This is a genomic window from Polymorphospora sp. NPDC050346 (assembly GCF_040655695.1).
In the GTDB taxonomy this organism is placed as follows: domain Bacteria; phylum Actinomycetota; class Actinomycetes; order Mycobacteriales; family Micromonosporaceae; genus Polymorphospora; species Polymorphospora lycopeni.
On the sequence record NZ_JBFAKM010000056.1, the window covers coordinates 1 to 23,790 of the forward strand.

At 69.0% G+C, this 23,790-nt stretch carries 22 protein-coding genes, 4 pseudogenes and 1 riboswitch; of the genes and pseudogenes, 10 read left to right on the forward strand and 16 right to left on the reverse strand.

All coding sequences use genetic code 11. The features are described 5' to 3' along the window. Nucleotides 1-546 (forward strand): annotated as a pseudogene (locus tag AB0I42_RS34300) (amylo-alpha-1,6-glucosidase); the annotation flags it as partial. A gap of 220 nt (nucleotides 547-766) precedes the next feature. Here AB0I42_RS34300 and AB0I42_RS34305 read toward each other — a convergent pair. Continuing rightward, entirely contained in the window at nucleotides 767-2,104 is a 1,338-nt protein-coding gene (locus tag AB0I42_RS34305; RefSeq protein ID WP_357543926.1) for an amidohydrolase family protein, read from the reverse strand. Between the two features lie 25 nt (nucleotides 2,105-2,129). Further along, complete coding sequence (locus AB0I42_RS34310) at nucleotides 2,130-2,858, reverse strand: Atu4866 domain-containing protein (RefSeq protein ID WP_357543928.1); 729 nt, start codon at nucleotides 2,856-2,858, stop codon at nucleotides 2,130-2,132. 128 nt (nucleotides 2,859-2,986) lie between these two features. Between AB0I42_RS34310 and AB0I42_RS34315 the strand changes: the two genes are divergently transcribed. Beyond that, nucleotides 2,987-3,814 (forward strand): helix-turn-helix transcriptional regulator, encoded by an 828-nt coding sequence (locus AB0I42_RS34315; protein ID WP_357543929.1) that lies wholly within the window; start codon nucleotides 2,987-2,989, stop codon nucleotides 3,812-3,814. Between the two features lie 21 nt (nucleotides 3,815-3,835). Here AB0I42_RS34315 and AB0I42_RS34320 read toward each other — a convergent pair whose 3' ends face one another. The 8 genes from AB0I42_RS34320 to AB0I42_RS34355 all read right to left on the reverse strand — a co-directional run bounded on the left by AB0I42_RS34320 (nucleotide 3,836) and on the right by AB0I42_RS34355 (nucleotide 11,425). Next, nucleotides 3,836-4,372: a nuclear transport factor 2 family protein gene (locus AB0I42_RS34320; protein WP_357543930.1), complete on the reverse strand. Its 537-nt coding sequence runs from the start codon at nucleotides 4,370-4,372 to the stop codon at nucleotides 3,836-3,838. After that, nucleotides 4,369-4,641 carry an Atu4866 domain-containing protein gene (locus AB0I42_RS34325; RefSeq protein WP_357543931.1) on the reverse strand — a complete coding sequence of 91 codons (273 nt, stop codon included), beginning with the start codon at nucleotides 4,639-4,641 and terminating at the stop codon, nucleotides 4,369-4,371. The genes AB0I42_RS34320 and AB0I42_RS34325 overlap by 4 nt, the downstream gene beginning before the upstream one ends. 440 nt (nucleotides 4,642-5,081) lie before the next feature. Beyond that, nucleotides 5,082-5,810, reverse strand: a complete 729-nt coding sequence (locus AB0I42_RS34330) for a response regulator transcription factor (protein ID WP_357543956.1) — start codon at nucleotides 5,808-5,810, stop codon at nucleotides 5,082-5,084. A gap of 2 nt (nucleotides 5,811-5,812) precedes the next feature. After that, nucleotides 5,813-6,883: a histidine kinase gene (locus tag AB0I42_RS34335; protein WP_357543932.1), complete on the reverse strand. Its 1,071-nt coding sequence runs from the start codon at nucleotides 6,881-6,883 to the stop codon at nucleotides 5,813-5,815. 108 nt (nucleotides 6,884-6,991) lie between these two features. Next, complete coding sequence (locus AB0I42_RS34340) at nucleotides 6,992-7,804, reverse strand: ABC transporter permease (RefSeq protein WP_357543933.1); 813 nt, start codon at nucleotides 7,802-7,804, stop codon at nucleotides 6,992-6,994. Beyond that, nucleotides 7,801-8,718, reverse strand: a complete 918-nt coding sequence (locus tag AB0I42_RS34345; protein ID WP_357543934.1) for an ATP-binding cassette domain-containing protein — start codon at nucleotides 8,716-8,718, stop codon at nucleotides 7,801-7,803. Before AB0I42_RS34345 ends, AB0I42_RS34340 begins: the two co-directional genes overlap by 4 nt. Next, nucleotides 8,715-10,004: an amidohydrolase gene (locus tag AB0I42_RS34350; RefSeq protein ID WP_357543935.1), complete on the reverse strand. Its 1,290-nt coding sequence runs from the start codon at nucleotides 10,002-10,004 to the stop codon at nucleotides 8,715-8,717. The genes AB0I42_RS34345 and AB0I42_RS34350 overlap by 4 nt, the downstream gene beginning before the upstream one ends. Then, entirely contained in the window at nucleotides 10,001-11,425 is a 1,425-nt protein-coding gene (locus AB0I42_RS34355; protein WP_357543936.1) for an MFS transporter, read from the reverse strand. The genes AB0I42_RS34350 and AB0I42_RS34355 overlap by 4 nt, the downstream gene beginning before the upstream one ends. Nucleotides 11,426-11,547: 122 nt before the next feature. Between AB0I42_RS34355 and AB0I42_RS34360 the strand changes: the two genes are divergently transcribed. The 3 genes from AB0I42_RS34360 to AB0I42_RS34370 all read left to right on the forward strand — a co-directional run bounded on the left by AB0I42_RS34360 (nucleotide 11,548) and on the right by AB0I42_RS34370 (nucleotide 15,301). Then, the gene (locus tag AB0I42_RS34360) at nucleotides 11,548-12,588 is read left to right on the forward strand and encodes an Lrp/AsnC family transcriptional regulator (RefSeq protein ID WP_357543937.1); all 1,041 of its coding nucleotides are present in this window, start codon (nucleotides 11,548-11,550) and stop codon (nucleotides 12,586-12,588) included. A 66-nt stretch (nucleotides 12,589-12,654) separates the two neighbouring features. After that, nucleotides 12,655-14,058: an L-serine ammonia-lyase gene (locus AB0I42_RS34365; protein WP_357529547.1), complete on the forward strand. Its 1,404-nt coding sequence runs from the start codon at nucleotides 12,655-12,657 to the stop codon at nucleotides 14,056-14,058. 31 nt (nucleotides 14,059-14,089) lie between these two features. Next, nucleotides 14,090-15,301 carry an amidohydrolase family protein gene (locus AB0I42_RS34370; RefSeq protein WP_357543938.1) on the forward strand — a complete coding sequence of 404 codons (1,212 nt, stop codon included), beginning with the start codon at nucleotides 14,090-14,092 and terminating at the stop codon, nucleotides 15,299-15,301. A 65-nt stretch (nucleotides 15,302-15,366) separates the two neighbouring features. Here AB0I42_RS34370 and AB0I42_RS34375 read toward each other — a convergent pair whose 3' ends face one another. The 3 genes from AB0I42_RS34375 to AB0I42_RS34385 all read right to left on the reverse strand — a co-directional run bounded on the left by AB0I42_RS34375 (nucleotide 15,367) and on the right by AB0I42_RS34385 (nucleotide 17,757). Next, the gene (locus tag AB0I42_RS34375) at nucleotides 15,367-16,158 is read right to left on the reverse strand and encodes an alpha/beta fold hydrolase (protein ID WP_357543939.1); all 792 of its coding nucleotides are present in this window, start codon (nucleotides 16,156-16,158) and stop codon (nucleotides 15,367-15,369) included. A 5-nt stretch (nucleotides 16,159-16,163) separates the two neighbouring features. After that, nucleotides 16,164-17,018, reverse strand: coding sequence for an enoyl-CoA hydratase/isomerase family protein (locus AB0I42_RS34380; RefSeq protein ID WP_357543940.1), 855 nt, complete (start codon nucleotides 17,016-17,018; stop codon nucleotides 16,164-16,166). A gap of 139 nt (nucleotides 17,019-17,157) precedes the next feature. After that, a complete protein-coding gene (locus AB0I42_RS34385; RefSeq protein ID WP_357543941.1) occupies nucleotides 17,158-17,757 on the reverse strand; it encodes a TetR/AcrR family transcriptional regulator in 600 nt (199 codons plus the stop codon). 183 nt (nucleotides 17,758-17,940) lie between these two features. Between AB0I42_RS34385 and AB0I42_RS34390 the strand changes: the two genes are divergently transcribed. The 3 genes and pseudogenes from AB0I42_RS34390 (at nucleotide 17,941) to AB0I42_RS34400 (ending at nucleotide 20,205) form a co-directional block, all read left to right on the forward strand. After that, complete coding sequence (locus AB0I42_RS34390) at nucleotides 17,941-19,431, forward strand: MFS transporter (RefSeq protein ID WP_357543942.1); 1,491 nt, start codon at nucleotides 17,941-17,943, stop codon at nucleotides 19,429-19,431. A 134-nt stretch (nucleotides 19,432-19,565) separates the two neighbouring features. After that, nucleotides 19,566-19,679: pseudogene (locus AB0I42_RS34395) on the forward strand (IS3 family transposase); the annotation flags it as partial. Nucleotides 19,680-19,872: 193 nt separating this feature from the next. Then, nucleotides 19,873-20,205, forward strand: a complete 333-nt coding sequence (locus AB0I42_RS34400; protein WP_357543943.1) for a hypothetical protein — start codon at nucleotides 19,873-19,875, stop codon at nucleotides 20,203-20,205. 570 nt (nucleotides 20,206-20,775) lie between these two features. On the opposite strand, the gene AB0I42_RS34405 is transcribed toward AB0I42_RS34400, so the two are convergent. Then, a complete protein-coding gene (locus AB0I42_RS34405; protein WP_357543944.1) occupies nucleotides 20,776-21,468 on the reverse strand; it encodes a restriction endonuclease in 693 nt (230 codons plus the stop codon). Between the two features lie 221 nt (nucleotides 21,469-21,689). Between AB0I42_RS34405 and AB0I42_RS34410 the strand changes: the two are divergent. Further along, nucleotides 21,690-21,811 (forward strand): annotated as a pseudogene (locus AB0I42_RS34410) (FAD-dependent monooxygenase); the annotation flags it as partial. Between the two features lie 172 nt (nucleotides 21,812-21,983). After that, a complete protein-coding gene (locus AB0I42_RS34415; RefSeq protein WP_357543945.1) occupies nucleotides 21,984-22,352 on the forward strand; it encodes a hypothetical protein in 369 nt (122 codons plus the stop codon). 28 nt (nucleotides 22,353-22,380) lie between these two features. On the opposite strand, the gene AB0I42_RS34420 is transcribed toward AB0I42_RS34415, so the two are convergent. Both AB0I42_RS34420 and AB0I42_RS34425 read right to left on the reverse strand, forming a co-directional pair. After that, nucleotides 22,381-22,890 (reverse strand): acyl-CoA thioesterase, encoded by a 510-nt coding sequence (locus AB0I42_RS34420; protein ID WP_357543946.1) that lies wholly within the window; start codon nucleotides 22,888-22,890, stop codon nucleotides 22,381-22,383. 122 nt (nucleotides 22,891-23,012) lie between these two features. Continuing rightward, a riboswitch (cobalamin riboswitch) is annotated at nucleotides 23,013-23,230 on the reverse strand. A gap of 107 nt (nucleotides 23,231-23,337) precedes the next feature. After that, nucleotides 23,338-23,622: pseudogene (locus AB0I42_RS34425) on the reverse strand (transposase); the annotation flags it as partial. Between the last annotated feature and the right edge of the window lie 168 nt (nucleotides 23,623-23,790).

Genomic DNA, 23,790 nt, shown 5'->3' on the forward strand with positions numbered 1-23,790 from the left:
ATCGGCCACCTGCTATGGAGCGGCATCGTCGACGAATCCCGGGCACCGAAGATCGCCGAACACCTGCTCGGCCCCCAACTGTTCTCCGGCTGGGGCGTACGCACCCTCGCGCAGGGGGAGGGGCAGTACAACCCACTCGGCTACCACGTCGGCACCGTGTGGCCGTTCGACAACGCCTTCATCGCCTGGGGGCTACGCCGCTACGGATTCCACCAGGAAGCCGGCCGCATCGCCGAGGGAATCATCGACGCGTCCCAGCACTTCCAGGGTCGACTTCCGGAAGCCTTCGGCGGCTACGACCGCGAGTTGACCCGGCACCCCGTCCAGGAACCCGCGGCGAACAGCCCACAGGCCCTGGCCACCGCAGCGCCCCTGCTGCTGATACGCACGCTGCTCGGCCTCGAGCCCTACGGCGATGATCTGGTGGTCGTGCCGGCACTGCCCGAACGGTTCGGTCGCATCGAACTGCTCGACATCCTCGGACGGTGGGGCCGCATCGACGCCATCGGCGTGACATCCCAGGAGGCGTACGCGGCCGACAGATGAGCGTGGCGGCGTTGCCGCTGCCCGATGCCGGTGACCAGTGCTGCGGCAGACAAAGCCGCAGTTCACACCAGCGGCAGCCAGGTTGGGTCTGTATCCGCGGGTATCAGGCGCGCCTGGGCGGGCTGAGATCTGGCCCAGGACAGGGCTGCGTCACACCTGTCCTGATCGCGTCGGCCAAGGCCATGCCCGCCGAGGGCGCGACTCCGTCGTACTGCCGAGATCAATCGTCGGCGACGGCCTTGCGGATCGCGTCGCGGGATTCGGTCACCTGCCGGCGCAGTTCGTCCATGTCCACGCCGACGAGCTGCCCGTTCCGCTTGCGCACCTGGCCGGCCACCACGACGGTCTCGATGTTGCGGGCGTCGGCCCCGAGCACCAGCGTGCCGACCGCGTCGTTGAGCGGCATCGTGTTGATGTCGTCGGCGGCGACGACCAGCAGGTCCGCCTGCTTGCCGGGGGTGAGGGAACCGGTGACGTCACCGAGTCCATTGGTCCGGGCGCCCTGCGCCGTGGCGAAGTCCAGCACGTCGCGTGAGGTGATCCGGTCCGGCGTGGTGTCCGTGCCGTACGCGGCGTTCACCGCACGCATCCGCTGGATCGCGTGCAGGGTACGCATCTGCGTGAACATGTCGCTGGCCAGCGCCACCTCCACGTCGATGCTGAGTCCGGGCCGGATACCGACGGCCAGCGCCTCGTCGATCGCGGGTACCGCCGTCTCCAGGCCGATCTGCGCCTCGGAGGTCGGTGCCAGCGACACGGTGACCCCCGCGTCGCCCATCGCCTGCCACGCCTGCGAGGTGAGGCCCGTAGCGTGGATCAGGGTCAGGTCCGGGCCGAGGAGCCCGTTGGCGGCCCAGCGCAGGATCGCCGCCGACGACGGCATACCGAACACCGCGTCGACGCTGACACCGAGGTCGAGATCGCGCGCGACGGCCGCCAGCTCCGGCCCGTAGGCCAGGGCCGGGCCGGCGATCTCGTCGGTGGCCAACGCCGCCAGGCGCAGGGTCACCAGCCCGCCGTTCGTCCCCTGGTACGCCCCGCACAACCGGGCCAGGTCGCCGGGCCACTGGCGGTCCCACTCACCGAAGTGCGGTCCCATCGACGCGTGTACGCCCCGGATGCCGGTGTCGACCAGCGCCCGGATCGCCGCGTCCGAGTGCGCTGCCGTACGGGAGTTGTGCGAGAAGTCGAGCATCGTGGTGATGCCGGCGTCGAGGGCGGTGAGCGCGGCGAGCCGGGTGCCGACGTACATGTCGTGCGGCGTGTACGCGGGCGCGATCCCGGCCAGCGTCGACATCACGTACGCCCCCAGGTCGGTCACGTCCGGGATGCTGCGGCGCATCTGCGCCTGCCAGGCGTGCCGATGCGTGTCGACGAATCCGGGGCTGACGATCCGGCCGGTCGTGTCGATCACGGTCGCGCCCGCCGCCTCCGGATGCGACCGCAGGTCCGGGCCAACCGCGACGATCCGGTGCTCACGGACCAGCACGTCACCCCGTTCCAGGTCGCCGGTGGCCGGGTCCATGGTGACGACCGTGCCGCCGCTGAACAACATCATCGGGCTCCCCTTTCGCTGTCTGCGCTCACCGGCGGCGCAGGACGTAACCGGCGTGGTAAAGCACCCCGTCGACGAACCGGCCGTACGCCCAGAAACCCAGGTCGTCGCGGTAGACGATCCGGTCGCCGTCGATCCAGAACGCCCCCTGGTACGCGTGCGGCCGGCCGCCCCGCGTTTCGTCGTACCGGCCGTCGGCGGTGAGTTCCTGGTGCAGGAAACCGGTCTCGTCGATCCACATGCCCAGATAGGGGCTCTCGACCGACCTCGGTCCCGGCTGGGGCTCGATCGGAGCGGGCGTGAGTCGGCGGCCGTTGACCAGCGCGATCTCGCCGTCGACGACGATCGCGGCGGCCTGCTCCGGACGCCAGACGATCATCTCCAGCACGGACCTGCCGGAGGTCGGGCCGGCGACCAGGGCGAAGGTGGCCGGGTTTCCGGGAGTGAGCGCGCCGACCCGGTCGGCTGGACGAACACGCAGGCCGGCGAGGGCGACACCGTCGACTACCGCGGGCACGATGGCCAGACCGGTGCAGTCGACCACGATCGCGCCGTCGTCCTCGGCCGCGGTGTGCAGGCCGGTGCCGACCGCGACGATCTCGTTCGTGCCGATCAACAGGTCGGCGGCGGGGAAGTCACCGATCACCGGGTCGAGCGTGTGGATGGCGGCGTTGACGAACATCAGTGGCCGGTGCCGGTCGCCGGTGTTCCCGGCGATCTCCGCCAGTATCGCCTCGTCGAGCATCTGGCTGCTCATGGCGTACCTCCTGGGGTTGGGGTTCGTGCTCCCACCGTCACCGGCGGCGGAGTCGGCAGCCAGGCCGGACCGAACCAGGGTGTGGCGCACCCTGCCTGGCCGGAGCCCGCACGGTTACCGTTGGTGGCATGCCGACGACCGCGCTCGGGGCGTTCCTCACCGCCCGACGCGCCCGGTTGACCCCGGGCGACGTCGGCCTCGTCTCCAGTGGCACCCGGCGCGTCGCCGGGCTGCGGCGCGAAGAGGTCGCGGTGCTGGCCGGGGTGAGCGTCGACTACTACACCCGGCTCGAACAGGGCCGCGAGCGCAACCCGTCGTCGTCGGTGCTGGCCGCCGTGGCCCGGGCGCTCGACCTCGGGCCGGACGCCCACGACCACCTCTTCCGGCTGGCCGGGCTCTCGCCCGGCAGCGCGCCGACCCCCGCTCGACCACAGGTCGGGCAGAGCCTGCGCGAACTGCTCGACGCCTGGCCGGACACCCCGGCCGTGGTCATCGACCGGCGACTCGACCTGCTGGCCGGCAACGCGCTGGCCGACGCGTTCTACGCGGACTTCACCGACGCGGACAACCTCGTCCGGATGACCTTCCTCGACCCGGCCGGTACGACGTTCTTCGCCGACTGGCGTCGCGCCGCCGAGGCGTGCGTGGCGAACCTGCGCCTGGCCCTCGGCCATGACCCGCACGACCGGCGGGCGCGGGAACTGGTCGAGGAGATGGGCGTGGCGAGCGCGGAGTTCCGCAGGCTGTGGGGGCGGCACGACGTGCAGGGCAAGACGCACGAGGCGAAGACGTTCCGGCACGGCGCGGTGGGCGAACTGACGCTGTCATACCACGCGTTCGACGTACGGGACGCGCCCGGCCAGCAGTTGATCGTGTACCGGGCGGAGCCGCACAGCCGCAGCGCCGAGGCGCTGCGGCTGCTGGGCACCCTGGCCGTCAGTCGCTGGCTTCGCTGACCCCGGGCTCGTACCGCCGATTCAGGGCAGCTCGACGCGCTCGATGAGTTCCCGCACCGCGATCATGTCCAGGAAGGCGTGGCAACGCACCACCTTGCCGCCTCGCATCTGCCAGATCCAGCAGTACTCGTTGTGGTAGTCGACGCCGTCGGTGGCCGTCGCGTCACCCTCGAACCGGATGATCACGGTGTCACCGTCGGTCCACATGTCCTTGATCGTCATCCTGAGGATCGACGCCAGCCGGTCCAGGATCGGTGCCGACCCCTCCGCCAGGAACTCGGCCTTGGAGGTGCAGGTGCGACCGTTGACGATCGTCCATCGGACGTCGTCGTGGAGGATCTCGTAGATGTCGCCACCCGCGTTCTGCCGCGCGAAGGCACGCAACACCGCGGCCCGGTTGCGGCCCTCCTCGCCCGGCTTCCCGGGGCCGCGCCCGCCGGCCCGCTCGGCCGGGGCCGCCGAGGCCGCGCCAGCCCCGGCCAGGGCCGTCAGTCCACCGGCGACTCCTGCGGTCAGGAGCACCCGCCGGCTGTGCTGCGTGGCACTGTCTTTCATCATCGTTCCTCCCTAGCTTGCCGATGCGCGTCGCTGCCCTCGCGGTAGAAGACGTATCCCGCGTGGTGCAGCACATCCCCGTCGAAGGTGCCGTCCGCGCTGAATCCGGTGTCGTCGACGTACTCGATCCGGGTCCCGACGACCTGGTACGAACCCGTGTAGGCGCTCTCCCGCCCGCCACGGGCCTCGTCGTACCGGCCGTTCGCCAGCAGCATCTGCCGGATGTGGCCGTCGGCCGTCACCCACATCCCGACGTACGGGTGCGGCGACACGTCACGGGCCCCCGCCGGTGGCGTCGCAGTCTGTGCGGCAGTCGCCGAAGGCGTGGACGCCGGACCGCCGTGCGGCGCCGCGTCGTCGGAGGCGGCACCACCGCTGCCTGCCTCGGCGGAACAACCCGCGAGCAACAGGACGCCGCACGCCGCGCTGAACAGAGCCCCTGGTCTCGAATTCGCCATGTCGACCACGGTAGGTATCCCGTCCGCCGACAGCCTGGTCCCAGTACTCCCAGGAAGAGGCCACCCTGCGTGCTCACTGCACACCCTGGCCAGGCCAGTGCCGCCCAGTGGGTGTTCCCGAGGGCCCTGGCAAAGTCGTGACGGTGCCTGACTTGTGGGGCTTGGGGTAGAAGTGCCGTTGTTGGTGGCAGCAAGACGGGCGGCTGATCTTGTAGCTCTCCTGCCGCATCATTACCTGCCGCCTCGAGGCATCGTTACTGCCAGATGTGCTCGTCTCTTACGGGGTGCAAACGGTGTCTGCCTCGGGAGGCGAGGGGTGTTCCTTCGGCGGTTGGGGACATGACGCCCGCTCGGAGAGCGAGAATCACGGCGTGCACGCGGTCGCGCGCCCCGATCTTTGTGAAGATGCGACCCACGTTGCTCTTGACGGTCGACTCGGCGAGGTGCAGCCGTGCAGCGATCTCGGAGTTGGTCGCTCCGCAGGCGATCTCGACGAGGATCTGATGTTCGCGGGCGGTGAGTTTCGCGACGGAGGCCCGCACCGATGAGTCGGCCGCCGCCTGCCGGGATGGGCCGCTCGTGAGTCGGCCGAGCAGTCGTCGCGTGGCGCTCGGTGCGATCACGGCGTCACCGGCGGCGATCGCTCGGAGCGCGGAGAGGATGTCGCCGGGCTCGGCGTCTTTCGTGAGGAAGCCGCTCGCTCCCGCCTCCAGCCCCTCGATCACGTATTCGTCGAGGTCGAAGGTAGTCAGCAGCAGCACCCGCACGTCGGAGGTGGCCGCCACGATTCGTCTCGTGGCCTCGATGCCGTCGACGTCCGGCATCCGCACGTCCATCACGACAACATCGGGGCGAAGGCTCAGCGACTGGCGGACGGCGTCATCGCCGTCCGCCGCTTCGCCCACGATCTGAATGCCGTCCTGGCTTGCAAGGAACATCCGCATACCCATGCGGTGCAGCGCCTGGTCGTCGACGAGGAGCACCTTCAACGGTCACGTCCTTCCCGCGGAATCGTTGCGCGCACGCGCCATCCGACAACGGTCGGACCGGCTTCCAGTGTGCCGCCGAGCGCATCGACGCGTTCCCTCATGCCGATGATGCCGTGTCCGTCGCTCGAGACGCCGGGCCGGTCGATCTCCGGCACGGCGCTGCGGTCGGCAATCGACACGACGACCTCCTCCGCATCGATCGCTATCCGCACCGACGCGGCGGATCCTGCGCCGCTGTGACGCATAGTGTTGGTCAGGGCCTCCTGAACGAGCCGGAACACGGCGAGTTGGTGCCCGGGCGGCAGCGCTGCAAGATCGCCGTGACGTTCGTCGTCGATGCGAAAACCCGCGCGCCGCACCGATTCTATTAGTGCCCCGAGTTGTGCCAGACCGGGTTGCGGCGTGAGCGGGTGAACGAAATCGTCTTCGGTTGTGCGCAGGAGCCGGAGCACGTGCCGCAACTGGCCGACCGATGCGCGACTCACCTCGCCGATCGCCACGAACGCGCGTTCGGCATCGTCCGGCGCAGAACGCGCCGCGGCCTGGCCGCCCGCCGACAACGACGCTATGACGGAGAGATCGTGTCCGATGAGGTCGTGCATCTCGCGCGCGATCCGCGACCGTTCGGCAGCAACCGCCTCCCGCGTCGCCTCCTCGCGGTGCCGTTTCGCATCCTCACGGGCGCCGCGCATCTGCGATCCGGCAAGCAGGGCGGCCGCGCTCATGGCGGCGACCGGCAGCATCGCCGTCCAGCGTGCGTCGAGTGCCATCTCACCGAACTCTGCCGCACCGATGAACGCGACGAGCGCCGCCGCACCCGCGAGGAACGCGGCGGGCACGAGCACCCGCGTGCCACGTAGCCCCACGTGGAAGAGCAGGATCCATACCGCGAGGTAGGCCCACGGCGGAGCTTCCCCGATGAGTCCGCACACGACGACGCCTACGCCGAGCGCGACGACCGCAACCAGGAGCGCCGGCAGCGGCGCCCGGCGACGGAACACGACCGCGCCGCACGCGACGAGCAGGAAGGGCGCCTCCACGGGCCGGAGGCCCATGGAGGCGTTCACGGAAGCGACCGTGACGAGGAGTGCGAGCGTAATGTCCCACGGCAGCGGGTGGGAGGCGTCGAACGTCCGCACCCGTGCCCGCAGTCGCCTCACGCTCGCCTTCCCGTCTCAGCCATCGAACTTCTTCAGACGCCGCCATGCCATGCCGCCGAGCACCACCAGCCATGTCACCAGGACGACGATCGCAGGGACGGTACCGTACGGTTCGGTGGTGAGTCCTCCCGATCGCATGACGTTGATCGCCGCGAGGGGCATGTAGTCGGTCACTCCGGCCACTTGCTCGGGGAGGAAGGCAGGCAGGATCTGCGGCCCCATCTGGAAGAGCCCGAAGTAGAGGCAGATCGCACCGGCGGCGTTGCGCAAGAGCCATCCCAGCAGGACGCCGAACAGTGCGCCATACGGCAGCATGAGCGTGCCGCCGAGCGCCCCCCAGAACATCTCGGGATCGAAGAGCGACATCCCCACGGCCGAGGGGACCGTACGTGTGACCTGGAGCAGCAGGTACAGTGCGACGGTCGTGGCGACCGCCAGCATGGTGGCAATCCCCGTGACAACGGCGGCTTTTGCGAGCATCACCCCTGTACGTCGTGGGGCGACCGTAAGGCTCGTGCGGATCGACCCGCTCGCGTACTCGGTGCTGACGCTCAGCACGCCGAACACGACGAGCACGAGCATCCCGACCGGATAGATGCCGGTCCAGCCGAATGGGATGTGCGCGCCGTCCGCGCCGCCGAGTGTCGTGCCGTCGATGACCATGTACGCGCACAGGCCGATCGTCAGAACGAACGCGGCTGTCAGGGTCATCCACAGCGACCGTATCGAACAGAGCTTGCGCCACTCCGAGCGCAGGAGTCCGGCTGACGTGATGCGGTGCCCGGCTTGCAGCGTCGCGGGGGCGGAAACGGCGAGTGCGGCGCTCATGCGGCGACCTCCTCGTGGGACGTGTATTCGACGGCGTTTCGGGTGATGTGCATGAACGCCTCCTCGAGCGAGGCGCGTTCGGTGACGAGCTCGTAGAGCGTGACGCCCTCGGCCGCCGCGATGATTCCGACCTCGCGTGCGGTGCACCCGCCGATGAAGAGGGTGTCGTCGTCCGCGCGGCGAACGTCGATGCCCTTGTTCTGCGCAGCATCGGCGAGGCGCCCTGCATCGGGCGTCACGACGCGGGTTGTTTGCGGTGCGACCGACTCGATGACGTCGTCGACGGTGCCCGAGGCGAGCAGGCGTCCCTGACCGATCACGACGAGGTCTTCCGCGATCAGCGACAGTTCGCTCATGAGGTGCGACGAGAGGAAGACGGTGCGCCCCTCTACGGCGAGTCGCACGAGAAGGTGGCGGAGCCAGAGCACCCCGTCGGGGTCGAGGCCGTTGACCGGCTCGTCGAGGACGAGTGTCGTCGGGTCGCCGATGAGCGCGGTAGCGATACCGAGTCGCTGGCTCATGCCGAGCGAGAAGCCACCCGCGCGTTTGTCGGCGACGGCGCCGAGGCCCACCATCTCGAGCACCTCGTGTGCGCGGGCGCGCCCGATGCCGTGGGTCTCCCCCACGACGAGGAGATGATTGAGCGCTGTGCGGCCGGGATTCGCCGACCGCGCGTCGAGCATGACACCGAGGTGCCGCACAGGGTCGGGAAGATCCTGATACCGCCGACCGCCGACCGTGATCTCGCCGCGGGTCGGCCTGTCGAGGCCGACGAGCATGCGCATCGTGGTGGACTTTCCGGCGCCGTTCGGTCCGAGGAATCCCGTGACGACACCGGGCCGTACCGTGAACGAGAGGTCGTCGACGACGGTCTTCTCACCGTAGCGTTTCGTGAGGTTCTGGCTGACGATCATGTCTTCAATCCTTGAGATCGATCGTCTGCGCGGCATCGGCCCGTGGTATCGCTCGTCACCGACCGTGGTATCGCTCCCCCGCCGACCGTCGTACCCTCCGCGCCGAGCGTCCGCCTCGCACGCAAGTGCGCGACGGCGTCGACGACCGTGAGCGCCATGGCGAGCGCGCCGTCGATCCCCGCGCGGTCGGCGGCCGGGCCGATCGCGTCGCTCGTGAACGCCGGCGTGTGCGGTGCCGAGGCGCAACCCTCGATCGCGATGAGCGGATGGATCGCGGGCACGGCGTGCGAGACGTTGCCCATGTCGGTCGATCCGCCCGGCGCCCCCGCGTACGGCTGCGGCGAGCGACCGATCACGGCGAGGTTGCGATCCCACGCGCCGGCGAGCACGGGGTTCTGCACGACATCCGCGTAGGTCGGCGCGGCGTCCTCCCAGCTCCACTCGCATCCCGTGGCGACGGCGCCGCCCTCGAAGCACGCGAGGATCCGGCGTCGCGCGGTCTCGACCGCTTCCAGCGTGTCCGCACGCACTTCGACGCGGACGCGCGTCGCCGACGGGATGATGTTCGTCGCTTCGCCGCCCTCGGAGACGAATGCGTTGGCCCGCGTGCCGTCGGGCAAGTGCTGCCGCAGGAGTCCGAGCGCGACGAGGCCGATCGTCGCGGCGTTCGCGGCGTTCACCCCGTCGGGGCTGGGTGCGCCCGCGTGACCTGGACGGCCTCGGAAGGACACGTCGAACCGCGCGACGGCCTGGGTACGCACGTCGGCGCAGCGCAGGTCGTGCCCCGGGCCGCCGTGCACCATGAGCGAGAAGTCGACGTCGTCCCACGCCCCGGCCTCGAGCATGAGGATCTTCCCGCCGCCGTGCTCTTCGGCCGGAGTGCCGAGGAGCTTCACGCGAAGGCCGATGGCGTCGGCGACGCTCGCGAGCGCGATCGCAGCTCCGACACCGGCCGCGGCGATGACGTTGTGACCGCACGCATGTCCGATGCCGGGAAGCGCATCGTACTCGGCACAGATCGCGACGGTGATGTCGCCCTCACCGTAGGTCGCATCGACCGCGGTGGCGAGCCCGAAGGCTCCTACGGTCGTCGTGAATCCGGCTGCACGGAGGGTGCCGGCCACGCGCGCGGCGGCGTGATGCTCGGCGAACGCGAGTTCGGGATTGCGGTGGATGTCGGCACTCAAGGCGATGATCGAGTCCTCCCATGCCGCCCGCGAGGCGAGCACGGCATCGCGGATCTCATCGGTCGCGTGGTCGGAAGGTTGCTGTGGTGCGATGGTCATCGGTCCTCGATCGTCTGGGCGGTGGGAAGGTCTGGTGCGGACTGCGGCGCGGCGGCGGGCGTTGTGACCCGGATCCGCAGCCCGACGACCGCGAGGACGAGAGCTATTGCGAGGCAGATGGCCCACACGGCGAAGAACGACAGCGGGGTCGACTGGGCATCGGTCGTGGCGTCGGCGGTGCTCGCTGTCACGAACAGAGTCATGACGAGCGCGAAGACCGCACCGGCCGCCGCCCCCGCCGCCGTGCGTGCCGTGTTGAACAGTGCCGAGGCGATCCCCACCGAGTCCGCCGGCGCATTGCGCACGACGACGGCCGGAAGGACCGCGAGAAGGACGCCCGCCGAGACCCCGCCGATCGCCATGGAGGTGATGAACAGCGCGCTCACCGCCGCGAAGCAGATCATGAGAGCGAAGCTCGCGGCTGCGACTACTCCCGCGAGCGCGATTGCGCGCGGCGCCGAGATCCTGCGTGCGAGGCGATCACCGATGAGCGTGCCGAGGAACGCCGCGAGCGCGTACAGGACGATGATCGCGCCGGCGGTCGCGGGCGCGATTCCGAGTCCGTAGCCGTCGCGCGCGGAATCGCCGAGGAGCCAGAGGAAGCTCGCCGTCTGCCCGCCGTAGGTCTGTGCGCCGAAGAGCACCGATGCGATGATCGGCAGCCCGATGCCATCGCGGGTGAGCATCGTCAGGTCGACGAGTGGATCCTGGATCCTGCGCTCGACGAACACCCAGAGCGCCAGCAGCACGGTGCCGCCCAGGATCAGGGCAATCGTGCGCAGGTCGAACCAGCCCCACGTGCCGGCTTTCGAGACACCGGTCAGCACGGCTAGGAGACCCGCCGTGAGCAGGATCGCGCCGATCACGTCGACGCGTCCGTGTCTGCGCACCGTCGTCTCGGGGACGAGCAGCACGACGACCGGCACGCACAGCGCGATGAACACCGCGGGGATCAGCAGGACGATGCCGAGGTCGCCGATCGCGCCGAACAGGAGTCCTGACAGGAGCGAGCCGACGGCGGCTCCGAGGGTGAGGGCGCCGACGAGGACGCCGATGCTCTTGCTCGCTGACCGTTCGTCTCGCGCGCGGACGATCGCGAACTCCAGCGGGAGGAATGCCGCCAGCGGGGCCTGCAGCGCCCGGCCGAGAAGGAAGACCTCGAAGCTCGGCGCGAACGCGACGACGAAAGAACCGACGGCCACGAGAGTGGACGCCACGACGAGGAGGCGCTTGTGGCCGAACATGTCGCCGAGCTTGGCGAGGATGGGTACGCACGCGACCGTCATGAGCATGTACATCGCGTTCACCCAGTTCAGCGCGCCGGCGCCGACGTCGAACTGTTGACCGATGGCAGCGAGCAGCGGCGAGAACCAGCCTTGGAGCGCGCCGCTGCCGAACTCCATGACGACGAGGAAGCCCACGACGCCGAACGTCGAGCGAGCTCTCGGAAGTCTTCGCTGCATTGGCGGCTCCTCACACGGTGTCTCAGAGAATGCACCACGGTGGCTCGGTGCGGCAGCGCGAGGGCCTAAGGTGCAGGTTCATGAACACACGCGAGGGTTCTACGCAGGTTCACAGTCTCGATGAGACCGATCGGCGACTGATCCATGCACTCCAGATCAACCCGCGGGCTCGCTGGGCAGCGATCGCCCCGATCATCGGAGTGGATTCGGTCACGCTCGCCCGCCGCTGGGAGCGACTGACCGAGGACGGGCTGGCGTGGGTCGCTGGTCACCCTGGCGCCGAGGCACGCGGACCGTCCGCCATCCTCGAGGTCGGAGCGGAGCCTGGCGCGACCTTACAGATCGCGAGCGCACTCGCTGCCGACCCCGAGGCGTTCACGGTCGATCACACCGCCGGAGGGCGCGATCTCCTCGTGATGGTCGGTGCCGCCGACCTGAACGGCCTGAGCGAGTACATCATGGGCCGGTTGCGTCGGCTCGAGGGTGTGCGCGCCACCCGCACGCACATCCTCTCGTCGCCGTTCACCCACGCGGGCCAGTGGCGTCTGCGGGCGTTGTCGGCAGGTGAAGCCACGGCCGTCGAACGCACGGTCGTGTCTTCGATGGCTACGCGCGCCCGCGTCGATGCGCAGTTGGAGCACGAACTGCTGCAGATCCTCGGCCATGACGGACGCGCGACAGTCGCCGCCATCGCGAGGAGTCTGGGGATCGGGCAGCGGCGGATCCGCGAGACTCTCACGACGCTCAGCGCCCGCGGGCGACTCGTCGTGCGCACGGAGATCGCGCGCGCACACTCGGGCTGGCCCGTTCACGCGTGGTACTTCCTGCGGGTGCCGGCTGCCATGGCGGACCGGGTGGGATCGGCCATCACGCGCCTCAGCGAAGTGCGTCTGGCCGTCTCGACGATCGGTCCCTACAACCTCGTGCTGTCGGTGTGGATGAAGACCCTCGCCGACGTCCAGCGACTCGAAGTCGCCATCGAGGAGAGTGTCCACGGCGTGTCCATCGCCGACCGCTCGGTGGTGCTGCGCAGCTTGAAGAAGGAGGGGATGCACGTGAACGCGCAGGGTATGGCAACCGGCGTCATGGTTCCTCTGCCGACATCTTTACTGCACGGATAGGGGCATCCCAACAGTGAATCTGCATCCCGATGCGGTTGGCGATCACACAACGTATCGTGCCGCTCCATGACGTACGCGCAGCCAGCCGTCGGGGTGTTCGATCTGTTCACGGTCGGGATCGGCCCGTCGAGCTCGCACACCGTCGGCCCGATGAAGGCCGCTGCCGAGTTCGTCGGGTTGATCGGCGAGCGAGGCGTCATCGAGCAGGTGGCACAGGTTCGCGTCGAGATCTTCGGCTCCCTCGCCGCGACGGGTGCCGGTCACGGCACGTTCACGGCCGTCCTGTTGGGGCTGGCCGGCGCACGCTCGGACGAGATCACGCCCGACGAGATCACCGCGCATCTCGACGAGATCACGCGCACGGGCATGGTCTCCCTCGGCGGGCGACACCCCGTCCCCTGCCGGATGGAGGACTTCGTCCTGCGCCCGCTGACCGTACACCCCCGGCACCCCAACGCCCTCTCGTTCACCGTGGTCGACGCCGCCGGCGACGAGCTCGCGAGCGAGACGTACTTCTCGGTCGGCGGCGGGTTCATCGTGCGCGAAGGCGACGAATCCTCTGCCGACCAGCCCGAGCCGCAGACGCCTCCCCTGCCGTTCCGTTCGGGGGCGGAGCTTCTCGCCGTGTGCGACGAGACCGGCCTCGCGGTGAGCGACGTGATGCGCGAGAACGAGCGCGCCCGACGCTCGGACGACGAGATCAGGGCGGACCTCAAGCACATCTGGGACGTCATGGAAACGTGCGTGCGCTCGTCCATCGGTCGCGCGGGCGTGCTGCCCGGCGGCTTGCAGGTACGCCGCAGGGCGGGCGACTGGGCGGCGCGGCTGGCAGCGGAGGATCCCGACCACGACGGCGAGCACTGGCAGCAGCGAGTGAACCTCATCGCCCTCGCCGTGAACGAGGAGAATGCGAGCGGCGGGCGGGTCGTAACCGCGCCGACGAACGGGGCGGCGGGCATCGTGCCCGCCGTGCTCTACTACGCGCTGCACTACACGCCCGCGGGTCGATCGACGGCCGAGGGCGCTCGCGAAGAGGTCATCGAGCGGTTCCTTCTCACCGCGGCGGCGATCGGCACCCTGTACAAGGCCAACGCCTCGATCTCGGGTGCCGAGGTCGGTTGCCAAGGGGAGGTCGGATCGGCGTCGTCGATGGCGGCTGCGGGACTGGCCGAGATCATGGGCGGGACCCCTCGCCAAGTCGAGAACGCCGCCGAGATCGCGATGGAGCACAATCTCGGCCTGACGTGCGATCCGATCGGCGGGCTCGTGCAGATCCCGTGCATCGAACGCAATGCGATCGCCGCGTCGAAGGCCATCAACGCGGCGCGAATGGCCCTGTGGGGCGACGGCGAGCACCGCGTCTCGCTCGACCAGGTGATCACGACGATGCGCGACACGGGCGCAGACATGAGCCACAAGTACAAGGAGACGGCGCTGGGTGGCCTCGCCGTCAACGTGGTCGAGTGCTGACGGGGCAAGTGCTGACGGGCCGAGGGTCGACATGCTGAAGCGCACGGTGTTCGCGGGAGGTACCGTGTTCGACGGAGCCTCGACCTCGCGGGTCGACGTCGCCGTGAGCGGTGACCGCATCGTCGACGTCGGAACCGGCCTGGACGGCGATGACGTCGTCGACTGCTCGGAGATGTCGATCGTTCCCGGGCTGTTCGACTGCCATGTGCACGTCATGGTGCGAGACCTCAACATCTCCCGTGCCGAACAGGAGCCGTTCTCTCTCCAGTACTACGAGGCTCTGCGCAATCTATCGCTCCTCCTCGATCAGGGGATCACCTCGGCGCGCGATGCAGCCGGTGCGGACCTGGGCGTCAAGCGGGCGATCGAGCAGAAGCTCATCGAGGGGCCGCGCCTGCAGATCGCGCTCGTCATGCTGTCCCAAACCGGAGGCCACAGCGATCTGCACCTCCCTTCCGGCGGTAGCCGTTCGATGTCGATGATGATGCCGCACCCCGGGCGGCCGCGCGCGGTGCGCGACGGAGTAGACGACGTGCGCCGCGGTGTGCGAGAGGTGCTGCGCGCGGGGGCCGACACGATCAAGATCGCAACCACCGGGGGCGTCATGTCGCCGGGGGACGATCCGCGACACACGCACTTCCGCGACGACGAGCTTGAGGTGATCGCCACCGAGGCAGCCGCCGCGGGGACCGACTTCTTTGCGCACGCACAGGGCACCGAGGGGATCAAGGCGGCGCTCCGACACGGGGCGCGCTCGATCGAGCACGGGTATCACCTCGACGACGAGGCGATAGATCTCATGCTGCGCGCGGACGCTTGGCTCGTGCCGACCCTCTCGGCAACCCGAGCGATCGTCGACGCTGCCGACCGCGGCGTGCCGATCCCCGCCGGGAGCCTGGCACTCGCGCGTGAGGCTCTCGAGGCGCACCGGGCGAGTTTCGCTCGAGCGGTAGACGCGGGCGTCAAGATCGCGATGGGCACCGACTCCCCGCCCTACGCCCACCCCTCGGCGAGCAACCTCGACGAGTTGCAGCTCATGACCGAGGCATCGTCGATGACACCGCAGGACGCGTGGCGGGCTGCCACCTCGAGTGCTGCGGCGTTGCTCCGGCAGGACGGCCTCGGTGCCATCACCCCGGGGATGCTCGCCGATCTCGTCGTGGTGGACGGCCGCCTCGACGACCTGCGGGGACTGCGCGACCGCATCCGCCACGTGAGCCTCGGCGGGCAGCGCGTACGGTGACCTGAGGCGCCACGTCACGGCGCCACGTCACCGCACGCGGCTGCAGTCACCACGTGCGGCTGTGGTCACCGCGTGTCCGCCAGGAACGCGGCGATCGCGCTGGCAGCGCGCGCGGGCTGGTCGTTCTCCCACGCGTGACCGGCCCCCGCGAGCACGAGGACATCGGCGTGTGCGATCTCCCCCGCCATCGACAGCACATCCTGGATCGGCACCATCGCATCGTCGCGTCCGTGCACGACAAGGGTTCTCGCGACGATCGCAGCCAGACGCCCGCGGGTGTCGAAGGCACGCGTCGCCGCGAAGCGACGCATGAGCGCGTCGTTGCGGGCGGGCGCGATTTGGCGGCCGCCATCCCCCGTGGCGGGGGCGACCGTTGGCGCCATCCGCGCGAGGAGAGCACGGGCTTTCTCGTCGTCGCCGGCCTCGAGCGCGCCCAGAAGCCCCACCACGGGGCCCGCGAGCCGTTCGGGTCGGAACGGGGCCTGCGAGGTCGCGCCGAGCACGAGAGTGTCGAGAAGGTGGGGATAACGCAGCGCGAAGGCTTGCGCCACCATCCCGCCGAACGACGTTCCCAGAACGTGCGCGCGCGAGAATCCGAGCGCCGTGATCAGCGCGGCGAGATCATCGGCCAGATCGTCGGTCGTGTAGGGCACCGGTGCGAAGGCGGTTTCGCCCCGATCCCGCTGGTCATACGTGATCACGGTGAAAGCGGACACGAGGTGCGGCCGCAGTTCGGCGAAAAGCTCCTGCCCCACCTGCAGCCCGTGAACGAGGACGAGGGGAGGCCCGGCGCCCTCGACGCGGAATGATGTCACTCCGTCGCCGGTGGAGACACGCGACGCTTCGCCTCCCGTCATCCGCGTTACCAGACCTTGCGCTGGCGGGCGTCGGCGACCAGGTCGGGGTCGGGAATGAGCGCCTTCGACGCCACCGTGGCGAGCGACTGCTGCGAGAAGTGGAAGCCGAAGTCCTCGGCGACGAGCTTGCGCCACGGGCGGTTGAGGATGTTGTGCGTCGCCCAGCGCGCGAACCGAGGGCGCTTCATGATGTCGCGCGCGAGCTGCCATGCCTTGGGTACGAGTTCCTCACGGGGCAGCACGTCACTGACGAGCCCGTACTCGAGCGCCTTCCGTGCGGGAATCGATGTCCCGCCGTAGATGGCGTACGCGGCGCGCTTCGTGCCCATGAGGTGCTGCAGCGCGAGTGCGAGACCGTCACCTGGTGCCGTACCGACCATGAAGTGGGGGTCCATGAAGTCGGCGTCCTCTGCCGCGAGCGTCACGTCGCACATGAGCGCGAACTCGGTGTGGATCCCGGGCCCGTTCACCGCCGCGATGGTGGGGATGTCGATGTTGTTGACGAAGTTCTCGATCAGCTTCCACGCGTCGATCGTCTGCTGGAAGATGTAGTCCGGCGTCTCTTCGACGAGCGGCTTGGGCCAGGTCTGTCGCGGGTCGCCCCGGAACCAGGTCTCTCCCGTGCCCGTGATGATAAGCACGTGGTTCTCGGGGTCGTTCCCCACGTCCTGCCATACGCGGTTCCAAGCGTTGTGGGCGGCCCAGTTGTGCACGTACGGTCCGCCGTCCGTGTGCAGGCGTAGTTCGAGGATGCCGTCCTCTCGGCGCATCTCGAAGAAGTCGGCGTAGCGCCGCGAGTACTCCTCGAGGGGCGTGGGGGCCACATAGCCATCCCATCCGAAGCTCGACGTGTCCACCATGGTGAGTCCCTTCGTCGGAGCGAGCCGTACCCGCCCGCTAATGAGACAACTTATCTCCCTAAGAGGAGCGACCGCGCGCATCCGGACCGACATCGCAGGGAAAGGACGCTGATTGGTCGGTCGACGAAGATTACGAGACTCAGAGGCGGTGATCCCGCCACAATCCGGCTACGACGAGTTCGACGATCTCGCGTGCGTCGGTGAGCGTGAAGGGGCGCGACCGGCGCAGGACGAACCATTGCACGGGGCCCGCGAGCATCATGTTGACGAAAGGCGCCTCGACGGGCGGTAGCTGCTCGGCCTCGGTTGCCTGGTCGAGGCGCCGCTGCAGGTCGTCGGTGCGACGATCGAGGAGTTCGAGCCCCATGCGGTGCAGCCCGTCTCCCTCGTCGACGCGCCGGAGGAGGATCTGCAGGACTGCACGACCCGTCGGCGTGGCAGAGGCCTCCGCGAATGCATGCAGGAATGTCGTGAGGTCGTGGACGACGTCGCCGGTGTCGGCGATCGGCACCGACGCCTCGGCGAACCGGGCGAGCACGTCGCGCAGGAGATCATCTCGGTTCGGCCACCGTCGGTAGACCGTCGCGCGCCCGACCTTTGCGCGGGCGGCGAGCTCTTCGTACTGCAGTCCGTCGACGCCCTTCTCGGCGAGGATGTCGAACGCTGCAGCCGACAGCCGTTCGGTGACCTGACGCGTTCGCCCGCCGGGGCGACGCGCCCGTGATCCGTCCCCAGCCATGCGCCCTGGCCCTCCGTTCGACGCCTCCCGACCTTATCCGTCGCGCGACGGCTTCCGAAAACCCGCAGCCAACAATTGCCTTTTCGCTCGCGCTTTTGGGTGAGAGTGAGGATTACTGCGCCACGTAGGTGATGAGTGCCCAGTTCCTGCATCTTCGACGCACCGGAACTACTGCACACAACAATGACCGAAATCTTCGGCGCAGAAGGCGTCGTACCCGACTCCTGGAAGTGGACAATGACTCAAACAACCGCGAGCCCCCTTCAGTTCTCGGCCCGAGACGACGGTCGATGGAGCGCCCGGATCGTGTGGTGGGTCGCGATCCTCATCGTCGCGAACACGCTCGTCGACACCGTCATAGTCGCGCCGCTGCTCGTGCTGCCGCAGATGGCGGAGTTCTTCGGCACCGACCAGAGCGCCTGGCTCAACGCCAGCGCGATCCTCGCCGGCGCGATGTGGGCGCCGCTCCTGGGCAAGAGCGCTGACGTCTACGGCAAACGTCGCGTGCTGGTGCTCGCACTCCTCGTGGGCGGCGTCGGCGCACTCGTGTGCCTCGTCGCGCCCAACGTGGGAATCTTCCTGCTCGGCCGGGTCATTCAGGGAGCCGCCGTGGGCTCGGTGTTCATCACTGTCGTGTACATCCGCCAGGTCTTTCCCGCCCGCGTGGGTATGACCTCGGTCGGCATCGTCACCTCGGGGTCGGCGATCCTCGGGATCGCGTCCCCCTTCCTCTTCGAAGCGGTGGTCGAGGCGTTCGACTTCCGCGCGGTGTTCGTGCTGTCCGCCGCGCTCGCACTCGTGGCCGCGGCCGCCGTGCGCGTGTTCCTGCCCGAGTCGCCCGTGCACGCACGTGGTCGTGTCGACGTCGCGGGCACCCTCCTGCTCGGACTCGGTCTCGCCGGAGCACTCTCCTATATCAGTCTCGGCCCCGCCGTGGGCTGGACGAACATCGGACTGATCCTCCTTCTCGTCCTGGGCGCCGTGCTGCTGGTGGCATGGGCGTTCACGGCACTGCGGATCCCCGAGCCTGCCGTCGATCTGCGCATGCTGACGCGCCCCGTAATCGCGACACTGCTGGTCGTGATGCTCGGCACCGGCGCCTACCAGGCACTTCTGCAGCTGATGGGCATCATCGGACAGACGTCGCCGGCCAACGGCCTCGGCTACGGTCTCGCGGGTGAGAGCGGTACGCTCGGCCTCCTGTTCGCGGCGCCGGCGCTCGGTGCCGCGACCGGCGGAGTACTCGCGGGATGGCTGGGAGGTCACATCGGCCCCGCGCGCACGCTCGTCGGCGGCATGCTCATCGGCACGATCTCGGCCCTCGGCCTCCTGTTCTCGACCGCATCGTTCGTGCCCGCCGTCATCTGCGCCGGTCTCCTCGGATTCACCACAGGCGCGGTGGTGACCTCGGGCTTCAACCTCTCGACGACGCTCGTGAGCGAGGAAAAGCAGGGCGTCGTCGCCGCCCTCGTGCAGGTAATGCTGGGCGTCGGCGCGGTCGTGCTGAACATTGTCGGTGGAAGCGTGCTGAGCGCCACCGCGATCACCGGCAGCTCCGCACCCTCGTCGGCGGGCGTCAACCTTTACGTCGTCGTGATGCTCGTCGCCTTCGCTGTAGCCACGGTCGTGGCCGCATGGATCGCGGGTCGCGCCCGGCGGGTGCCCGTGGCCTGAGCCGCGCCGCCGATGTCATGAAGCCGACAGGGGAACCCGTAGGACGCCGGGACGTTGTGACTGGGTCCCCGGAAAGTGGTCCACCTGTTGTGAGAGCCCGATGCCCCAGGATGGGGCCAGGAGGAATCATCACGATGGGTACCCGACGACGGCACACGCTGGAGCAGATCATCCGCAAGCTGCGCGAGGGCGAGAAGCTGATCGGCCAGGGCGCCGCCGTGCCGGAGGTGTGTAAGCAGTTGGAGGTCCAGCTACCCCAACACAGCGGAGCTACCGCACCCTGCCCTCGCATCGGGCGCGTTTCAGCAGGTCACCCTACCTACTGGCGGTGATGCTCGCGGCTGCGGATCCTTGTTGCGTCAGCTGGCCGCGCTTGTACTCCAGCCGGGGAGCGTGATCACGGCTCGGCAGCATGAGCAGGCCGCCAGATATCATGTTGGGATGGGTCGATTTCTTGCACTCTTCAACGGCGCGGCTGATGAGGTCGGCAAGGCCGAACTCACCGAACAGCGCCAAAGTGAGTTCATCCACGCCTGGGCGTCATGGGCGCAGGCCAACGAGAAAGCTCTCATCGACCCCGGCGCTCCATTGAACGCGAAGAAGCTGATCACGGCGCAAGGGGTCGAGGACCTTACCGACGCCATGACCGGCTACACCATTGTGGAGGCGGACTCGCACGACGAGGCAGTTCAGATCTTCGCCGGGCATCCGCACCTGCGGCTATTCGCCGGAAACTCGATCGTAGTCCTGGAATGTCCGCCTCGGCCCAGCTGATACGCCGACACCGCCACCAAGCCACGAAAAGCCATGCCTTTGGGCATGGACACCAGCGACCACAGCCGGCGGATCGCTGCGGACCCCACCGTCGACTCGCGATACAGACGCACGGCACGCGCCCGCAACTCGGCGGCGGCGTCCAGTCGGTCGAAGTAGTTGTCGTGCTCGTAGAAGAAGTCCGCACGGCGTCGTGCGGTTCGCCGAGACCGGGCGGGAAGTCGGTGGGGTCGGCGAGTGCGGCAGCGCGGCCAACGGCGTCTGGTAGCGCTGGTCCAGTGCGACCAGGGCGCGTGCGGCGGCCAGGTAGTCACGCACGAGTTCGGTGACCTCCGCGGGGTCGACTGTCACGCCGCTGCCTCGTCGGCCAGCGCGGTGCGTACGTCGGCGCCGAGCCGTTCGGCGTCGGTGTCGGCGAAGTACTCCGGATCGACGTCGAGGACCTCTGCCAGACGCAGCCACAGGTCGATTTGGGGAGACGACGGTTGACTCTATGGGGACGTCGGCTGGTAACGTGCCCGTGCCTTTGACAGGTGACGGTGCCATCCGGCCGACGGCGCCGTTCTCCGGCTACCCGGACGTGTCCGCCTCCAACATCTCGTTGTATGTGGGAGGCGGACAGGGACTTCCCCCTGCCGGGGTTGGCGAGGGCTGGCGAAGGAGTCTTGGGCTTGCTGGTGGCGCAGGTGGCCGCGTGGTGGTGGGAGCGCCCAAGCTGGGGATCGGCGCGACCTGCGTGGCGGCCCATTCCGTCAACATGGGTCGGTCCACCAAGGTGATTCGGCAGTGTCGTGCAACCTCCCGCGCCGGCCGCGTCGGCGTCCCTGTCGTCACCAGCAACGCCACGTCCGCTCTGTGGACGTCACGAGCGGTGCCGGCAAAGCGCTGCACATCCGGGCTACCCAGTTTGCCCTTGTATCGCTTGCACTGCACGACTACCCGCCGCCCATCGGGCGTGTAGGCGATCACGTCGGCTCCCATGTCATTGGCGCCGCCGCACACGCTGACCTTGCGGAACCCGCTCACGCGCATCAGCCGTGCAACATACCGCTCGAACTGAGGACCGGTCATCGAGTCCGTGACGGCGATATTGCGTTCCCAGTCCGCCAATCGCCGCGCCCGCCGTACACGCGTCCACAGCCAGAAGCCCGCGCCAGCGACCACTACAAAAGCAAGAAGGGCGGCAGGGACCGGGTGCCGCTCGACGAACTCGATCACCAACCAGACCAGCACAAGCAGCAACATGCCGGTGAGCAACAGCATTTCACCTGAGTACTTGCGACGAGTACGGCGCTGACGTCGGGCCATGCCCACGACCTCCCCAAGCCTGAGCCAACACTGGCTGCCAGTGAGCAGCGAGTGATCACTGTAGATGCGGGGTACGACATTTCAATCGAAGCCGACCGCAGGGTCGTACGGGTCGATGATGAGCAAGGCGACGACCGCCCGACACGGCCACGATCGTCTACACGGCCGTCCGCGCCCCTACGGGCGGGTACGGCATGAACTGCGGCATCGCCGACGCCGACAACCTCACCTGGAAACTCGCCGCCGTCCACCACGGCTGGGCCGGCCCCGCCTGATCGACAGCTATGAGGCCGAACGCGGGCCCGTCGCCCTGGCCAGCGCCGATGAAAGTCACCGGCACCTGGTCGAGGCCGTCACCGCCCACCGCACCGGCGCCCCGCCCCCGGCTCGCCACGGCGAAGGCCTCGTCCTCGGCTACGCCTACAGCTCGAACGCCGTCCTGCCCGACGGCACCGCCGCGCCCGACCACGATGCGGTGGCCAAGTACGTCCCGACGGCCCGTCTCGGCCACCGACTTCCCGCACGTCTGGCAGCAAGACGGCGACCGGCGGGTCTCCACCCTCGACCTGCTCGGGCCGAGGCCGACCCTGCTCGCCACACCGGCCGGGGCGGCCTGGGCAGACAAGGCAGCGCGGTCGCCGCCGAACGACGGATGCCGCTGCGCACACCCGGTCGGTCCCGACGTGCTCGGCGGCCCGGGCAACTCGTCCACCAGCGTGTTCGACGTGACGGCATTCGGGGTCGTTTTCGTCCGGCCGGACGGACATGTCGGCTGGAGGAGCCGGCACACACCCGACATCGCCCCGGAGGTCGTCCTGAACCGGCTGCCGGTCCGCTGATCACGTACCTGTGATCGCGGTGACGGGATCAGACGGCCACCTGGTCCGGGCCGTGGCCGGCGAGGGCATCGCGTAGGGCGAGTCGGTGCCGTCGCCGGATCTCGGCCTGCCGGAACGCTTGGTGGTCGCCGGGCGTCTCGGGGAGCAGCGCCGGCACCGTTCGTGGTTTGCCGTCGTCGTCGACGGCGACCATGACGAGGTGTGACGTGGCGACGGTGGTGGCCGGGACGGCCCGGTCCCAGCGGTCCGCGGTGACCTTGACCGCGACCTCCATCGAGCTGCGCCCGGCCCAGGTGATCCTGGCCTGTACGTGCACGACGTCACCCACGCGTACGGCCTGCAGGAAGACGGTCTCGTCCATGGCGGCGGTGACCGCGGGGCCATCGGAGTGCCGGGCGGCGACGACCCCGGCGACGGAGTCGATGAGGTTGAGGATGCGTCCGCCGTGCACCGTACCCATCAGGTTGGTGTGGTGCTGGTCCATGATCTGCGACAGGGTCAGTTGCGACGCCGACGGCGGTCGCCCCGGTGGTGTCATCGCTGTCTCGTCCGTTCCAGAAAGGTGGCGCCACGGACGGGACGGCGAACGCCACCGCGGCCAGGGGCCGTGGCGGGACGCGCGTCCGGCCCACCCGCGAGGCCGTCGGCAGCGCACACGCCGACCGTGTGCGCAGCGCGGGCAGGTCTTCGGACTCGTGGGCACGACCGGGGGTACCGGTCTCCTACCGGCCGTCGCTTCCCGGACCGTTGCGGTCCAGTGCTCTGTTGACGGCGTTCGTTCCCACTCACCGCTGCGGGGCAGTCCCGGTCTCGCACCGGGTTCCCTCTTACGACGCCCGCCCTGGTGGGACGGGCATACCAGCGCCATCGGCCACCATAGCCGTGTGCGGGCCGGCGTGCCGTGGCGCCGGGCACACCGGAAAAGAGCGAGGCCGGGTGCCAGTACGTGTCGTAGACCCGACAGGTTCCGCCGGTTACCGGCTCTTCACAGACCAGGGTGTAGTCGTGGCCTGAAGCCGCCGGTCTCGAGCAGGGACCTGGCGATGTAGTCGGTGATGTTGCGGAATCCGAGCGCGGAGCCGCGGAGGTGTTCGAGCCGTCCGTTGATCGCCTCGGTCGGGCCGTTGGATGTGCCGGGCCGGTCGAAGTAGGCCAGCACGTCGTCGGCACGCTTCTTCAACGTCCGACCCAGCGTGATGACCTCGCTCCGCACGGCCGGGACGCCGGCGCTGACCGAGTCGATCAGCGCGGTCATCAACACGCGGCCACGAGCTCGTCGAGTCTGCAGAAGGTCGTTAGATCGGGGTGGGCGAACGCGTGCGAGCGGTCGCCGACGGTAGCGTCGAGCACGGTTCTCTTTCAGGATGAGCGTGTAGGAGCCTTTCCCTCTGGAAACCTCGACATCCATCTGGGACCGCCGCGCCAGCTACACCCTCAT

What these genes read in the sequence shown, in the direction of transcription:
- AB0I42_RS34305 (WP_357543926.1), bottom strand. Translation starts at nt 2,104, where the DNA reads ATGATGTTGTTCAGCGGCGGCACGGTCGTCACCATGGACCCGGCCACC.
- AB0I42_RS34310 (WP_357543928.1), bottom strand. Translation starts at nt 2,858, where the DNA reads ATGAGCAGCCAGATGCTCGACGAGGCGATACTGGCGGAGATCGCCGGG.
- AB0I42_RS34315 (WP_357543929.1), top strand. Translation starts at nt 2,987, where the DNA reads ATGCCGACGACCGCGCTCGGGGCGTTCCTCACCGCCCGACGCGCCCGG.
- AB0I42_RS34320 (WP_357543930.1), bottom strand. Translation starts at nt 4,372, where the DNA reads ATGATGAAAGACAGTGCCACGCAGCACAGCCGGCGGGTGCTCCTGACC.
- AB0I42_RS34340 (WP_357543933.1), bottom strand. Translation starts at nt 7,804, where the DNA reads ATGAGCGCCGCACTCGCCGTTTCCGCCCCCGCGACGCTGCAAGCCGGG.
- AB0I42_RS34345 (WP_357543934.1), bottom strand. Translation starts at nt 8,718, where the DNA reads ATGATCGTCAGCCAGAACCTCACGAAACGCTACGGTGAGAAGACCGTC.
- AB0I42_RS34350 (WP_357543935.1), bottom strand. Translation starts at nt 10,004, where the DNA reads ATGACCATCGCACCACAGCAACCTTCCGACCACGCGACCGATGAGATC.
- AB0I42_RS34360 (WP_357543937.1), top strand. Translation starts at nt 11,548, where the DNA reads ATGAACACACGCGAGGGTTCTACGCAGGTTCACAGTCTCGATGAGACC.
- AB0I42_RS34365 (WP_357529547.1), top strand. Translation starts at nt 12,655, where the DNA reads ATGACGTACGCGCAGCCAGCCGTCGGGGTGTTCGATCTGTTCACGGTC.
- AB0I42_RS34370 (WP_357543938.1), top strand. Translation starts at nt 14,090, where the DNA reads ATGCTGAAGCGCACGGTGTTCGCGGGAGGTACCGTGTTCGACGGAGCC.
- AB0I42_RS34375 (WP_357543939.1), bottom strand. Translation starts at nt 16,158, where the DNA reads ATGACGGGAGGCGAAGCGTCGCGTGTCTCCACCGGCGACGGAGTGACA.
- AB0I42_RS34380 (WP_357543940.1), bottom strand. Translation starts at nt 17,018, where the DNA reads ATGGTGGACACGTCGAGCTTCGGATGGGATGGCTATGTGGCCCCCACG.
- AB0I42_RS34385 (WP_357543941.1), bottom strand. Translation starts at nt 17,757, where the DNA reads ATGGCTGGGGACGGATCACGGGCGCGTCGCCCCGGCGGGCGAACGCGT.
- AB0I42_RS34390 (WP_357543942.1), top strand. Translation starts at nt 17,941, where the DNA reads ATGACCGAAATCTTCGGCGCAGAAGGCGTCGTACCCGACTCCTGGAAG.
- AB0I42_RS34400 (WP_357543943.1), top strand. Translation starts at nt 19,873, where the DNA reads ATGGGTCGATTTCTTGCACTCTTCAACGGCGCGGCTGATGAGGTCGGC.
- AB0I42_RS34405 (WP_357543944.1), bottom strand. Translation starts at nt 21,468, where the DNA reads ATGCTGTTGCTCACCGGCATGTTGCTGCTTGTGCTGGTCTGGTTGGTG.
- AB0I42_RS34415 (WP_357543945.1), top strand. Translation starts at nt 21,984, where the DNA reads ATGCGGTGGCCAAGTACGTCCCGACGGCCCGTCTCGGCCACCGACTTC.
- AB0I42_RS34420 (WP_357543946.1), bottom strand. Translation starts at nt 22,890, where the DNA reads ATGACACCACCGGGGCGACCGCCGTCGGCGTCGCAACTGACCCTGTCG.